The 13,098-nt window shown below is 63.3% G+C and carries 13 protein-coding genes, 1 pseudogene and 1 riboswitch; of the genes and pseudogenes, 8 read left to right on the top strand and 6 right to left on the bottom strand.

The annotated features are described in order from the left end of the window. Nucleotides 1-127: pseudogene (locus tag DH10_RS37005) on the top strand (sugar kinase); the annotation flags it as partial. Between the two features lie 11 nt (nucleotides 128-138). Here the strand turns inward: DH10_RS37005 and DH10_RS16955 are convergent. Both DH10_RS16955 and hisC read right to left on the bottom strand, forming a co-directional pair. Further along, nucleotides 139-1,077: a prephenate/arogenate dehydrogenase family protein gene (locus DH10_RS16955; protein WP_192251515.1), complete on the bottom strand. Its 939-nt coding sequence runs from the start codon at nucleotides 1,075-1,077 to the stop codon at nucleotides 139-141. Between the two features lie 6 nt (nucleotides 1,078-1,083). Beyond that, the gene (hisC, locus tag DH10_RS16950; RefSeq protein WP_192251518.1) at nucleotides 1,084-2,187 is read right to left on the bottom strand and encodes a histidinol-phosphate transaminase; all 1,104 of its coding nucleotides are present in this window, start codon (nucleotides 2,185-2,187) and stop codon (nucleotides 1,084-1,086) included. 151 nt (nucleotides 2,188-2,338) lie between these two features. Then, nucleotides 2,339-2,416: riboswitch (SAM riboswitch) on the top strand. A 92-nt stretch (nucleotides 2,417-2,508) separates the two neighbouring features. Here hisC and metX point away from each other — a divergent pair. From metX to DH10_RS16925, 5 genes are all read left to right on the top strand, one after another. Continuing rightward, nucleotides 2,509-3,678: a homoserine O-acetyltransferase MetX gene (gene metX / locus DH10_RS16945; protein ID WP_192251521.1), complete on the top strand. Its 1,170-nt coding sequence runs from the start codon at nucleotides 2,509-2,511 to the stop codon at nucleotides 3,676-3,678. Beyond that, entirely contained in the window at nucleotides 3,675-4,289 is a 615-nt protein-coding gene (metW, locus tag DH10_RS16940; RefSeq protein ID WP_192251524.1) for a methionine biosynthesis protein MetW, read from the top strand. Before metX ends, metW begins: the two co-directional genes overlap by 4 nt. Further along, nucleotides 4,286-5,062 carry a Stf0 family sulfotransferase gene (locus DH10_RS16935; RefSeq protein ID WP_192385014.1) on the top strand — a complete coding sequence of 259 codons (777 nt, stop codon included), beginning with the start codon at nucleotides 4,286-4,288 and terminating at the stop codon, nucleotides 5,060-5,062. Before metW ends, DH10_RS16935 begins: the two co-directional genes overlap by 4 nt. A 118-nt stretch (nucleotides 5,063-5,180) precedes the next feature. After that, nucleotides 5,181-6,170 (top strand): glycosyltransferase family 2 protein, encoded by a 990-nt coding sequence (locus DH10_RS16930; protein ID WP_192251530.1) that lies wholly within the window; start codon nucleotides 5,181-5,183, stop codon nucleotides 6,168-6,170. A 202-nt stretch (nucleotides 6,171-6,372) separates the two neighbouring features. Continuing rightward, nucleotides 6,373-7,308, top strand: coding sequence for a glycosyltransferase family 2 protein (locus tag DH10_RS16925; RefSeq protein WP_192251533.1), 936 nt, complete (start codon nucleotides 6,373-6,375; stop codon nucleotides 7,306-7,308). A 215-nt stretch (nucleotides 7,309-7,523) separates the two neighbouring features. Here DH10_RS16925 and DH10_RS16920 read toward each other — a convergent pair whose 3' ends face one another. The 3 genes from DH10_RS16920 to DH10_RS16910 all read right to left on the bottom strand — a co-directional run bounded on the left by DH10_RS16920 (nucleotide 7,524) and on the right by DH10_RS16910 (nucleotide 11,087). After that, nucleotides 7,524-8,321: a DUF1194 domain-containing protein gene (locus DH10_RS16920; RefSeq protein WP_192385013.1), complete on the bottom strand. Its 798-nt coding sequence runs from the start codon at nucleotides 8,319-8,321 to the stop codon at nucleotides 7,524-7,526. Nucleotides 8,322-8,373: 52 nt separating this feature from the next. Beyond that, nucleotides 8,374-10,197: an ABC transporter ATP-binding protein/permease gene (locus DH10_RS16915; protein ID WP_192385012.1), complete on the bottom strand. Its 1,824-nt coding sequence runs from the start codon at nucleotides 10,195-10,197 to the stop codon at nucleotides 8,374-8,376. Nucleotides 10,198-10,304: 107 nt separating this feature from the next. After that, nucleotides 10,305-11,087: a class I SAM-dependent methyltransferase gene (locus DH10_RS16910; protein ID WP_192251541.1), complete on the bottom strand. Its 783-nt coding sequence runs from the start codon at nucleotides 11,085-11,087 to the stop codon at nucleotides 10,305-10,307. A 99-nt stretch (nucleotides 11,088-11,186) separates the two neighbouring features. On the opposite strand from DH10_RS16910, the gene gloB reads away from it, so the two are divergent. Both gloB and DH10_RS16900 read left to right on the top strand, forming a co-directional pair. Then, nucleotides 11,187-11,954, top strand: a complete 768-nt coding sequence (gene gloB, locus DH10_RS16905) for a hydroxyacylglutathione hydrolase (protein ID WP_192251545.1) — start codon at nucleotides 11,187-11,189, stop codon at nucleotides 11,952-11,954. A gap of 130 nt (nucleotides 11,955-12,084) precedes the next feature. After that, on the top strand, nucleotides 12,085-12,513 hold the full coding sequence (locus DH10_RS16900; RefSeq protein ID WP_192251548.1) for a cupin domain-containing protein: 429 nt from the start codon (nucleotides 12,085-12,087) through the stop codon (nucleotides 12,511-12,513). A 51-nt stretch (nucleotides 12,514-12,564) separates the two neighbouring features. On the opposite strand, the gene DH10_RS16895 is transcribed toward DH10_RS16900, so the two are convergent. Beyond that, nucleotides 12,565-13,098, bottom strand: a 534-nt coding sequence (locus DH10_RS16895) for a lysoplasmalogenase family protein (RefSeq protein WP_192385011.1), incomplete at its 5' end; no start/stop codon positions are given.

Here is a 13,098-nt window from a genome sequence, read left to right as displayed (position 1 = left end):
CGAGCAGGCGCTGCGCTTTGCCAGCGCCGCCGCCGCGCTCAAATGCCTGCGCTTCGGCGGCCGGCTCGGCGCGCCGGACAGGGCCGAGACACAGGCCATGATGGCGGCCCACTGGCCGTCATTATAGGCTGAGAATGCTCAGGTCTTGGAAGCTGGATGTTCGACCGCCTGGCGGCCGAAATCCGGCACGTCGATGTCCTGGCCGGCCTCGATGATCGAGCGGCGGATGGCGCGCGTGCGGGTGAAGAGGTCGAACAGCTTTTCGCCGTCGCCCCAGCGGATCGCCCGCTGCAGCGAGGCCAGATCCTCCGAGAAGCGCGCCAGCATTTCCAGGATCGCATCCTTGTTGTGCAGGCACACATCCCGCCACATGGTCGGGTCGGACGCCGCCAGGCGGGTGAAGTCGCGAAAACCGGAAGCGGAATATTTGATGACTTCCGTCTTGGTCACCGATTCCAGATCATCGGCGGTGCCGACGATGTTGTAGGCGATGATATGAGGCAGATGCGAAACGATGGCCAAAGTCATGTCGTGATGCTGCGGGTCCATCGTGTCGATGTTCGAGCCGCAGCGCCGCCAGAATTCGGACAGCTTCTCCAGCGCCTCAAGATCGGTGCCCGGCAGCGGCGTGAAGATGCACCAGCGATTGTCGAAGAGGTCGGCGAAGCCGGCATCCGGCCCGGATTTTTCGGTGCCCGCCAGCGGATGACCGGGGATGAAGTGCACGCCGTCGGGCACATGCGGCTGCATCTGTGCGATGACGGAGGCCTTGGTCGAGCCGACATCGGTCAGGATGGCGCCTTTCTTCAGCGCCGGCGCGATCTCGGCGGCGACCTCGCCGGACGAACCGACCGGAACCGAGACGATGACGAGATCCGCATCGCGCACCGCTTCCCCGGCATCGGTCGTGTAGGAATCACCGAGATTAAGCTCCTCGGCGCGCTTGAGCGTCGATTGGCTGCGAGTCGCGATGGCAATATGGCGGGCAAGCCGCTCGCGGTGGATGACGCGGGCGAGCGACGAGCCGATCAGGCCGATGCCGACCAGCGCTATTCTTTCGAACATCGGTGATGTCATGGTGCTCTAGCTTTTCAGGAAACTCGTCAGCGCTTCGACGACGCCGCGATTGGCCTCTTCGGTGCCGATGCTCATGCGCAGCGCGTTGGGGAAGCCGTAGCCGGTGACGCGGCGCAGGATATAGCCGCGTGCGCCGAGATAGTCGTCCGCAGCCGCCGCCGAATGCCTCTTGTCGTCGGGAAAATGGATCAGCACGAAATTGCCGACGCTGGGCGTGACGCGCAGCCCGAGCAGGGTCACCTGCTCGCTGACCCAGGTCAGCCATTTCTCGTTATGCGCCACGCTGCGCTCGACATGGGCGCGATCGCGGATGGCCGCGATGCCGGCCTCGATCGCAGTCGCATTGACGTTGAAGGGGCCGCGCACCCGGTTGATCGCATCGACGATATGCGCAGGTCCGTACATCCAGCCGATGCGCGCGCCGCCGAGGCCGAGCTTGGAGAAGGTGCGTGTCATGACCACGTTTTCGGAACTGCCGGCCAGCTCGATGCCGGCTTCATAGTCGTTGCGCCGCACATATTCGGCATAGGCCGCGTCGAGCACCAGGAGCACGTTCTTCGGCAATCCGGCATGCAGCCGGCGCACTTCCTGGAAAGGCACGTAAGTGCCGGTCGGATTGTTGGGATTGGCAAGGAAGACGATCCGCGTCGCCGGGGTGACCGCGGCGAGGATCGCATCGATGTCGGCGCGCTCGTCGGTTTCCTTGACCGCCACCGGTTTGGCGCCGGCGGCCTGAATGTAGATTTTGTAGACCATGAAGGCGTGTTCGGTGAACACGGCTTCATCCCCCGGCGCGAGATAGGTCTGCGCGAGCAACCCAAGAATCTCGTCGGAGCCGTTGGAGCAGATGATGTTTGCCGCGTTGAGGCCATGCACGTCGGCGATCGCCTCGCGCAGCCGGCGGGCGGAGCCGTCGGGATAGACGTCGAGCTTCGCCGCCACTTCACGCGCCGCCTCGATCGCCTTCGGCGAAGGCCCGAGCGGATTCTCGTTCGACGACAGTTTGTAGACCTTCGTCACGCCGGCCGGCGCCGTGCTTTTTCCAGGCACGTAGGCCTCGATGTCCATGATGCCCGCGCGGGGCGTCGGACGTGGCTGATCCTGCTTCATGTCACAAATCCGTCGAGAAGGCGTCCGTCCGGAGGCCGCTGCGGAAATACAGGCCATGGCCCGGAATGTCGAGTGCCGGCGCTCGCGCCGAGATGCCGATCTCAAGTTGCTGCCCGTTGACGAAGCGCGGCGCTGGTCCTAGAAGAGCAGCCGGACTTCCCGTGGTGATTTGGCCGGTCGGCTTGCAGCCACGTTAAACAATTCGCTAAAGGGCCGTTTGCAACCTGTAACCGGCTTTGCGAGGGCAAGCCGGTTTTTTGTTGTCCGCTGCCGGCCGGACACCGCATCGGCGAGATCGATACGGACTGGATGGGGAACGCAATGGCCGCTCAGCGCGCTGCAAGGACCAACAACGAGGCCGACCGGCCGTCGAGCCCGGTGTTGCAGTTCGGGCCCGACAAGCCGCTGAGGCTCGATGCGGGCACGGTGCTGTCGCCATTCCAGGTCGCTTACCAGACCTACGGCACCCTTAACGACGCCCGCTCCAACGCCATCCTCGTCTGTCACGCGCTGACCGGCGACCAGCATGTCGCCAACGCCAATCCCGTGACCGGCAAGCCGGGCTGGTGGGAGGTGCTGATCGGCCCTGGCAAGATCATCGACACCAGCCGCTTTTTCGTCATTTGCGCCAACGTCATCGGCGGCTGCCTCGGCTCCACCGGGCCAGCCTCGACCAATCCGGCGACAGGCAGGCCCTACGGCCTTGACCTGCCGATCATCACCATCCGCGACATGGTGCGCGCGCAGCTGATGCTGGTCGACCATTTCGGCATCGAGAAGCTGTTTTGCGTGCTCGGCGGCTCGATGGGCGGCATGCAGGTGCTGGAATGGGCCGCCAGCCATTCGGAGCGCGTCTTCTCGGTGCTGCCGATCGCCACCGGCGCCCGCCATTCCTCGCAGAACATCGCCTTCCACGAGGTCGGGCGGCAGGCCGTCATGGCCGATCCGGACTGGCACGGCGGCAAATATCTCGATTTCGGCAGGCGTCCGGAAAAGGGGCTCGCCGTAGCGCGCATGGCCGCCCACATCACCTATTTGTCGGAGGCGGCTCTTCACCGCAAGTTCGGCCGCAACCTGCAGGACCGCGAGGCGCTCACCTTCGGTTTCGACGCCGATTTCCAGATCGAAAGCTATTTGCGTCACCAGGGCATGACCTTCGTCGACCGCTTCGACGCCAACTCCTACCTCTATCTGACGCGCGCGATGGACTATTTCGACCTTGCCGCCGACCATGGCGGACGGCTGGCCGACGCCTTCGCCGGCACGAAGACGCGGTTTTGCCTGGTGTCCTTCACATCAGACTGGCTGTTCCCGACCGAGGAAAGCCGCTCGATCGTGCATGCACTGAACGCCGCCGGCGCCTCCGTCTCCTTCGTCGAGATCGAGACCGATCGCGGCCACGACGCTTTCCTGCTCGACGAGCCGGAACTGTTCGCGGCCATCAACGGCTTCATCGCCTCGGCCGCCCGCGCCAGGGGGCTCAGCCTATGAGCGTCAATCGTGCCCAACGCGTCGATCTCGAGGTCGTCGCCGGTCTCATCCCGGCCCATTCGCGCGTGCTCGATGTCGGCTCTGGCGACGGCCTGCTGCTGGAACTCCTACAGGAGGCCAAGCAGGTCGACGGCCGCGGGCTGGAGCTGTCGCAGCGCGGCGTCAACGAATGCGTGGCGCGCGGCCTTTCCGTCGTCCAGGGCGACGCCGACAAGGATCTCGAATTCTATCCCGACAAGGGGTTCGACTTCGTCGTGCTGTCGCAGACCCTGCAGGCGACCCGCAATCCCAAGCTGGTGCTCGACGAGCTGCTTCGGATCGGCAACCGCGCCATCGTCTCCTTTCCCAATTTCGGCCATTGGCGCGTGCGCTTCTCGCTGCTGATCAAGGGCAGGATGCCGGTCACCAAGGACCTGCCCTATTCCTGGTACGACACGCCGAACATCCACTTCTGCACCATCCGCGACTTCGTCAATTTGTGCGAGGAGCTCGGCGCGACGGTCGAGAAGGCGACCGCGCTCGACGCCAACGGCCAGAAGATCGGCCTGTCCATGCCCTGGTGGTTCTGGAATTTCTTCGGCCAGCAGGCGGTGTTTTTGCTGAAGCGATGATCGGGATGCATCTTTTTCGTCGGTCGCCGCCGGCCGTTAAAATCCCTCCGGACATTCTGTCGGAGATACGGGCGGGAATCCTCGTCTGCACCTCACCGCGCAGCGGCAGCAATCATCTTGCAGGACTGATGGCTTCGGCCGGGTTGGGCAATCCACTGGAATGGTTTGGCGGTCGCCGGCTGCTTGAGCTGCCCGGCTACCCGCGCGAACCGAGCGCCCAGCTTCTTCGTGCGTTGACGGAGGGACGGTCCTCTTCTGGAGTCTACGCGATTAAGCTCTTTGCGAGCCAGTTCGCTCAAGTGGCCAAGAAGGTGAACCTGCCGGCTAGTCTTCCGAACCCGCGCTATGTGCGCTTGACGCGCAGCGATCTGCTGGGCCAAGCGATCTCCTGGGCACGCGCGCGGCAAACCCGCAGATTCCGCTCCACTGAAGCCAGTCATGCACCGCCGCGCTACGACAGCAGAGCGATTGCAGAGTCGCTTGAGAAGATTTTGATGGAGAATTTGGCTTGGGATGCTTGGTTCGCGAAAAACGGACTGCCTTTTCTTGCGTTGACCTATGAGCAAGTTCAGCAAGATCCGGTTGGAAGCCTCAAGAAGATCGCGCAGCTGGCAGGTGTAGAGCCCGTCTGGGGAACGAACCTCGAGTCAGGTCTCGAAATCCAGCGCGACGCGATCAACGACGAATGGAGAAAGCGTTTCCTGTCTGAATATACCGACTCATCGAGCTTCCGGCACGGAAAAAACTATATCCGTGGCTTCTTGAAGAACTAGCAATCGGTGAACCGCAATCGAAGCGGAAACTCGCAAATAGAATGGCGCCTTTGATCGTTTGACAGCATACGCTCAGGGCTATAGCGACTATCCCGATAAGCTGGTGGTGGTTAACTCTATGGCTGAACATCCAACCTATTCGATCGTCGTGGAGATGGAGAATGCCAAATCCATTGACTGGGACGAGATCGGCGTGGGCCTGAAGGCCCTGGCGCGTGAAATTGCTGCCGTTTCTGCAACTGGTTTTGCAAGGCCGAAAGTTGTCGTGTCGCATAGCGGGCCTGATTCGGACGCCGATTTGCTGCAAGCGAGCATCGAAGCTGAATCGCCTCAACTGATGCAAGTCGCCGAACTGACATTCGCCGCCTGCTCCGGCGGTCGGTATTACGACCTCAAGAACAATGGCGTGCCCTTGACCGAAGGAAACATCGTCGTTTTCCTGGATTCCGACACCGTCCCCGAGCGGGATTGGCTCTCAACTCTGCTGAAGCCCTTCCAACACCCGGAAACCCTCTGCGTAAACGGGCATACCTATCTTTCCTACGACGATTTTTTCTCGCGAACCTTTGCTTTGATCTGGTTCTTCCCGATGGCCCGGGGGGACGAAAGGTTCGCTTCGAAACGTGCGATCAATGCCAACAACATTGCCTTCCAACGCGACTGGATTGCCAGCCATCCGTTCCCGGCACATAACGGCTTCAAGGTTTCCTGCACGCTGCTGATGCACCTGCTTTGGCGCGAGGGCCATGAGATCGTCAATGTCGATGCGCGCGTCTATCACTACTCGCCGCGCGGCTGGCGGTTCTTCTATTGGCGGGCGCTGGTGACCGGCAGGGATGCCGACCGAAAATTCGTCGAGCTCCATTCCCCCACCCGCGCCCAGCGTATCGTCAAATCGTTCACACGCTGGGGGACGATGTCGTGGCGCACGACACGACGCGTGATTGGTCATGCGCCGCAAACAGGCATGCCGATCTGGCAGATTCCGTTTTCACTGGCGGTCGGCCTGGCCTTTTACACTCTGGCATTTTTCGGCCATTTCAGCCTCGCAGCCGGCCTCGTTCGCGACGAGATCGAGATCGTGCCGGACTATGTGGGCCACAGTTAAGGACAAATCGCCCGCAAAGTGTTGCTTTCAAACCGCATGATTTTGAGGAATACGGTTTGAACTTGGTTCCGACGCGACGCTTTAGGTGACATAGATCACTCTTTTCTGTAGCGTTTCATCGAATCCATGCGGGGGGCGGACATGGAAGGGCAGGTGCGAGATCCATCCGGTCATCGCTTATCCGCCCGATAATGAAAGTTAGATGCCGCCCGCTTCCGACACAGCTCCGCTGATCACCGTGATCACGCCGACGCACAACCGGCGCAGCCAGGTTGTGCGCGCGGTGGAAAGCGTTCTTGCCCAGACACTTACCCGCTTCGAGCACATCGTCGTCGACGACGGTTCGACCGACGGAACGGCCCTGGCGCTCGCCGAAATTCGCGATCCCCGACTGATCTATGTCGGCGCGAAATGGCGCGGCGCCAATGCCGCGCGCAACGCGGGCATCGAGCGCGCGCGGGCGCCGATCGTGACCTTCCTTGATTCGGACGATGTCTATCTGCCCGACCGCCTGGACCGGACGCTGTCGCATTTCGACAAAAACCCTTCGCTCGAAGTGCTGATCAGTTCCTTCATCTCGGTGAAAGGCAACCGCAGCACCAAATGCATCAACCGCCAGGCCTTGCTCGACAAAAGCACGCTGCAGCGCGCCCTGGTCTCGCAGACGATCTTCATCGCCGGCTCGGCGATCACCGCCCGGCACGAATCGCTGCTTGCGATCGGCGGCTTCGACAGCGACATCACGCGCATGCAGGACCGCGAGCTGCTGCTGCGTTTTGCCAACCGTAGCGGCGCCTTGCTGTCGGATGATATCGACTGGAAGAAGTACAATTCGGAAAATTCGATTTCCGGCCGACGCGACGGTTATGTCGAGGCCTATGCCAACCTGATCGACAAGCACCCTTACATCGCCGACCGCTATCCCGACGTGCCGCCCTATATGATCGCACGCCAGATCATAGCCGACATCCTGAAGGGCAGGCTGCCGCAGGCATTTTCGGGCTATCTCGCCAACCGGTCGTCCAAGGCGCTCGGTTACTCGCCAGCCGAACTGCTGCGCGGCTATGTCGTCGGCCGGCGCTGGCGCCGCGATTGCTATGACGAGTTCCGCGCCAAATACGGCGCCCGGGCGGCCTAAGGGCGCCAATGCAGTCGCCCAAAAGTGCGCAGCGGTTTTGGGAGAACGACATGCATCAAAACAAAGACTTAAAGCGTGTCGCCTGAATCCGTTTCAGCGCGATACGCTTTAGAGCAGTTCCAGGAAAAGCGCAGCGGTTAGGCTCGGCGACTTCGCCGGTAGCCTTCCGTCCGGAATTGCGAAAAACAAAAATTGGAGCGCCTGGCCGCTCCGGCTCACCTGTCCAACTCCGGAAAATACGGATCGGAAAACCGCTGCCGCAGCCGCTCGCCAAGCAGGCAGTCGGTCGGCGCCTCCGCATCGACGCGGATGCTTTCGGCATCACCGACGCCGCTCACTTCCTGGATCAGCTTGCGGCGGATCGCGGTCGAGAATTCGGACGCCGCGTAGATCGGTAGCACGAACGAACCTGGGCCGCCGGTGACGCAATCGGCATAGTAGCGGTCGAGACGGCTGATGCTCGGCGACGGACTGATCAGGATCGGCAGGCCGTTGATCACAATGCCCTTGGCCAAAGCCGCATCGCGGGTCAGGGCGACAGGCAGCCCGGCATTGTTGGGCCCGTCTCCCGATATGTCGATGACCCGGCGCGACGCCGAAAAACCGTTTTTCTCCAGAAGCCCGGCGCCGAAGCCGAGAGCGCCGGAAATCGAGGTGCCGCGAAAGCTCCGGAACGGACGGCCCGCGATCTTGTCGGCGAAGGCGTTGGCGCTGTCCGCGCCGTCGATGACCTGCCAGGCGATCACGCCGTCGTCGCGCACGACGCCCGCCCATTCGAAATAGGCGAGCGCGATGCGGCCCCTCGGGCCCGAGCGCACCGCGCTGATGAAGTTTGGATGGCGCAGCGCCTCGACATAGCCGGCGCGCTGCAGAGCGAACTCCCCTTCGTCCATCGATTGCGAGATGTCGACGGCCAGCACCAGTTCGACATCGACGGCAGTGCTGTCGATTGCAGGCATTGGCGCTACCTCGGCGCAGGCAAGGCATGCAAGCAGGCTGAGCAGCTTGAGCATGGCAGGCTCCCACCACGCCGGGATTCTTCCCGGCGAACGCGGCGAAATAAAGCTATTTCCTGGCGCGCGCTGCAGTTGGTGGCGGTTCGATCGCGCCGGCGCGAAGGCGGGCGGGCTTGAGCGCCGATCGGCCGCTGTCCTTGACGATGGTGAGCGCGCGCGGGAAGAACTGGTTGTTGTGCAGGCCGCGCCCGATATTGAGGATGGCGGCGTCCGGCAGCCTGGCCTGCAGCATCGCCAGCACGCGCCGCAGCGTGGCGCCGTCGAATGTATCCAACGCTTCGTCGATGATCACCCATTTCGGCTTCCTCAGCACCAGCCGGGCAAAGGCGAGCAGCCGCTGCTCGTCGTCGGCCAGTTCATGCTCCCAGCGCGCCGGGCGGTCGAGCTGGGACGACAGGCGCTCCAGGCCGACTTCGCCGAGCACCGCGGAAATCTCGGCGTCGTCGACCCCGGCGCCTTCGGCATGGTTGAGCACGTCGCGCAGCGTGCCGAGCGGGAAATAGGGCGTGCGCGGCACGAAGAACGGCCTCTCGCCTGCCGGCATGCCGATGCGGCCGCCTCCCCACGGCCAGAGGCCGGCAATGGCGCGGAAGAACAGCGTCTTGCCGGCGCGCGGATCGCCGGTGATCATGACGCGCTCGCCGGCCTTTATCTCGACATCCGTCTCGGCAAGCCTCGTGCAGCCATCGGGCGAGGCGACCTCGAGCTTGTCGAATGTCAGCTTGCCATTCGCGTTTTCAATGAACTCGATGCGCTTTTCCTTGGCGTGCAGGATGTCCGTTTCGCCGAGCGCGATGCGGAAGTCGGCGACGCGCATCAGCGTTGCCCGCCAATCGGCGATGGCGCCGATATTGTTGATGAACCAGCGAAGCGAGGAATTCACTTGGTTGAAGGCGCCGACCGCCATCATCAATCCGCCGAAGCTGATATCGCCCGCGAAATAGACCGGTGCCGCGACCAGGATCGGCGCCACCACGGTGATCCAGCCATAGGCATCGGTGACCCAGGACAGGTTGATCTGGGCGCCGTAGATGCGTCGCATGGCGCCGAGCACGCTGCCGAGATCGAACTCCAGCTGCCGCCTGGCGTCCGCCTCGCCATGGGCGAGCGCGATGGCATCGACATTCTCGTTGACGCGGACCATGGAGGAGCGCAGCACCGCCTCGCGCGTGTAGCGATCGCTGTTGAACCGGATCAGCGGCCGGCCCACCAGCCAGCTCAGCCAGGAGGCGATGCCGGCATACAGGATCGCCGCCCAGACCATGTAGCCGGGTATTGCCAGCGAATGGCCGCCGACATCGAAGACGAAGCCGGAAGATAGCTCCCACAGCACGCCGATGAAGGACACAAGCAGGATGAAGGATTGCAACAGGCCGACGCCGAGATCGGTCGACAGGTCGGAGAGATGCCCGGCGTCCTGCTGCATGCGCTGGTCGGGGTTGACGCCGATGGCGCCCGCATGGGTGAGCCGGAAGGCGCGCGCCGGCCGCATCCATTCATCGATGAGGTCGAGCGTCAGCGCCTCGCGCAACTTCAGCCGGATCGTCTGGTTGAGCCAGGTCTGGCCGACATTGAGCACCAGGAGGCTGCCGGCGATTGCGGCAAATACCATCAACTGGTGCAGGAAACCCGGCAGGTCTCGCCGCGCCAGGGCGTCGTAGAAGGGCTGGTTCCAGCGGTTGAGCAGGACCTGCCCGATCGAGGTCGCGACGATGACGCCGACAATGCCGATCGAGGCCCACAGGAGCTGCCTGCGCACCGGCGACGTCTTCAGCGCCAGCCTGATCGCCGCCAATTGGTCGGAGAGGCTGCTCGACTCGACCGAGAACGCCGCCTGTCCGGCGCCGGGCTTGTCATCCGCTTGGTAGTCCATATGTGAGATCCCTGCTTTCGGGAATGGTCATCAGCGTCGAAGCCGCGCCCCGAACCCGTCCCTGAGATAGGGTGATGATTGCCTTGCGGCGCAAGGCTCGGCCCCGATCACGAACGCGTCACTCGCCTGGTCCGGGGTATTATATCGGAAGTTTGCCGGCCAAGCCGTGTCGCGCCCTGCGGCGAGAAGACCGGCACGAAGACGCGGCGCGAGGCGCGCTGCGCGACAGGCACACCCTGGTAGAGGCGCTTCTGCGCCTCGACGACGATGACGCCGGAGAAGATCGGCCAGAACCGCCGGCCGGCCCGCTCCAGCACGTTGTGGAACTGCATTATGAAGCGCCGTGGCGACGGCGGGAAGAAGAGCGCGTCCGACCATGCGGCCGGCGTGAAATTCGCCTCGCGCAGCAGTTCGGTGAGCTGGCCGCGCGAGAACGGCCGGCCGTTGCCGAAGGGCGTGTGCTCGAAGCGCGCCCAGACGCCGCGCCGGTTGGGCACCACGATGACGACTCTGCCCGCCGGCGACAGCACGCGCCAGATCTCGTTCAGCGTCTCGCGTGGATTCTCGACATGTTCGAGCGAATGGACCAGCAGCATGCGGTCGATGCAGGAATCGACCAGAGGCAATTCCTCGTCGAAGACGAGCGCGGTCGCCGTCGGTCCCGTCGCCGGCCACACCACCGCCCCTTGCGTTGCCGGCATGAAGGCAAAGACGCGCTCGGCGTCGGTGCCGAAGCGCTCCAGCCAGGGCAGCGTGTAGCCTAGGCCGACCAGGCGTTCGTTCGGAACGGTTGCCCATATCGACGACAGCGCCATGGTGATCGCGCGCTCGGCAAGGCGCCCGAGCGTGGTCGAATAGAAGGAGCGGAGATCGACGATATCGGAATGCATGCGCCGGACGGTAGCCGCGATGAATGACGAGTTCAACAAAGGCGGATGACATCGGCGCCCGGGCGCCCTATGTCTGCGGCGATAACGGAGAGCGCCGAGATGCCGGTCGAAATCGAACAGTTCATGTGCCGCACCGACAATTTCGGCGTGTTGGTTCACGACCCCGAAAGCGGGCAGACGGCGATCATCGACGCTCCGGAGGAAGCCCCGATCCTGGCCGCTATCAAGCGCGCCGGCTGGACGCCGACCATGATCCTGACCACGCATCACCATGGCGACCATGTCGAAGCCAATCTGGCCCTGAAGGAGCGTTTCAAGCTCACCATCATCGGGCCGGAAGCCGAGAAGGCGAAGATCCCTGGCATCGACCAGACCGTCAGGCAAGGCTCCGTCATCCGCCTTGGCGAGGAAAGGATCGAGGTCATCGAGACGCCCGGCCATACCGCCGGCCATGTCTCCTACCATCTGCCGGCCTCGAAGGTGGCCTTCACCGCCGACACGCTGTTTGCATTGGGCTGCGGCCGGCTGTTCGAATGCAAGCCGCCGGTGATGCACGAGTCGCTGAAGAAGCTTGCCGCGCTTCCGGCCGAGACCGTCATCTATTGCGGCCACGAATACACTTTGGCGAACGCCCGCTTCGCGCTGACCGTCGACCCCAGCAATTCAGCGCTCAAGGAACGCGCCGCAAGGATCGAGGCGCTGCGCGCCGACAACAAGCCGACCTTGCCGACGACGATCGGCCAGGAACTGTCGACCAATCCGTTCCTGCGCTGGCACGACCCGGCGATCCGCAAGCATCTCGGCATGGAGAGGGCGAGCGACGCGGAAGTGTTCGCGGAGATTCGCAAGCGCAAGGACCATTTCTAATGCATGTCGCCCAAAAGTGCGCGGAGCAATTCCAGGAAAAGTGTGAAACGGTTTTCCGTCCGGAATTGCGTTAAAAGAGAGACCGCGCGGTTTTGGGGCGAGACCTGCATCAAAATAAAGACCTCTTTGCATGACCAGCGCCGCTGAAATCATCGCAACGCTGGGCCTCCAGCCGCATCCCGAAGGCGGCTGGTATGCCGAGACTTTTCGCGATGCCTCGGGAGGCCCGCGCAGCCATTCCACCGCGATCTATTTCCTTTTGGAGAAAGGCCAGCTTTCGGCCTGGCACCGGGTGAAGGATGCGGCGGAGGTCTGGCACTTCTATGCCGGCGCGCCGCTGGCGCTCGCCATGCATGAGGAAGGCTCCGGCGCCGTCATCGAACAGGTGCTCGGCGCGGCACTTGCCGCGGGCGAGCGGCCGCAGGTCGTCGTGCCGGCTAACTGGTGGCAGTCGGCGCGCAGCCTCGGCGAATGGACGCTGGTCGGCTGCACGGTGGCGCCGGGTTTCGACTTCGCAGCTTTCGAGCTTGCCGAGCCGGGCTGGCAGCCGCGAGCATGATCCCGAAAAGTGGTTACCGGTTTTCGGACAAGACCATGCGCTATCAAACTCTTAACTCAAGAGAAAACCGAGCGTGATTGCCAACTGGGCCGCATAGTAAAGCACCCAGACCGCATAGCGCATCCAGACGCGATGCGGCGAGATCGCGGCTAGCAGGAAGCGCTCCGCCGCCAGCAAGCCGTCCGAGGCCACGAACAGCACGGCTCCGGTGATAACCCAGGTATGGAAGGTCGTAAGCGCGGAGATGCCCATGGCCAGGATCGCCGCGACATAGACGGCGATCGGGATACGCAAGGCAGGACCGACGCGCCGCCATAGCGCGGCGAGCATCACGATAACGAAGATCGCCAGCGCCAGCACGATGGCGCCGCGCCAGGATTCGGCGGTGAGCAGCCCGATCCCGCCGCCAGCCTCCAGGAACAGGGCGACATAGGCGACATGCGCGGCAAGAAAGCTCGCCAGGCCGCCAAGGAAAGCCTTTTCGCCGTCGCCCGAGAGGAACGCATCGCCGGCGGCGCTGAGCGCTAGCGCCGCGACGAGCAGCAGCGGCCCGCCCTGCATGACGGCGAGCGCCGCCAGCAAGCC

It is taken from the genome of Mesorhizobium silamurunense (assembly GCF_014843825.1).
Lineage (GTDB): Bacteria > Pseudomonadota > Alphaproteobacteria > Rhizobiales > Rhizobiaceae > Mesorhizobium > Mesorhizobium silamurunense.
This window is presented reverse-complemented; position numbering and strand designations above follow the sequence as displayed.

Coding starts and splice junctions, on each gene's coding strand:
- DH10_RS16955 (WP_192251515.1), bottom strand. CDS start 1,077: ATGACATCACCGATGTTCGAAAGAATAGCGCTGGTCGGCATCGGCCTG.
- hisC (WP_192251518.1), bottom strand. CDS start 2,187: ATGAAGCAGGATCAGCCACGTCCGACGCCCCGCGCGGGCATCATGGAC.
- metX (WP_192251521.1), top strand. CDS start 2,509: ATGGCCGCTCAGCGCGCTGCAAGGACCAACAACGAGGCCGACCGGCCG.
- metW (WP_192251524.1), top strand. CDS start 3,675: ATGAGCGTCAATCGTGCCCAACGCGTCGATCTCGAGGTCGTCGCCGGT.
- DH10_RS16935 (WP_192385014.1), top strand. CDS start 4,286: ATGATCGGGATGCATCTTTTTCGTCGGTCGCCGCCGGCCGTTAAAATC.
- DH10_RS16930 (WP_192251530.1), top strand. CDS start 5,181: ATGGCTGAACATCCAACCTATTCGATCGTCGTGGAGATGGAGAATGCC.
- DH10_RS16925 (WP_192251533.1), top strand. CDS start 6,373: ATGCCGCCCGCTTCCGACACAGCTCCGCTGATCACCGTGATCACGCCG.
- DH10_RS16920 (WP_192385013.1), bottom strand. CDS start 8,321: ATGCTCAAGCTGCTCAGCCTGCTTGCATGCCTTGCCTGCGCCGAGGTA.
- DH10_RS16915 (WP_192385012.1), bottom strand. CDS start 10,197: ATGGACTACCAAGCGGATGACAAGCCCGGCGCCGGACAGGCGGCGTTC.
- DH10_RS16910 (WP_192251541.1), bottom strand. CDS start 11,087: ATGCATTCCGATATCGTCGATCTCCGCTCCTTCTATTCGACCACGCTC.
- gloB (WP_192251545.1), top strand. CDS start 11,187: ATGCCGGTCGAAATCGAACAGTTCATGTGCCGCACCGACAATTTCGGC.
- DH10_RS16900 (WP_192251548.1), top strand. CDS start 12,085: ATGACCAGCGCCGCTGAAATCATCGCAACGCTGGGCCTCCAGCCGCAT.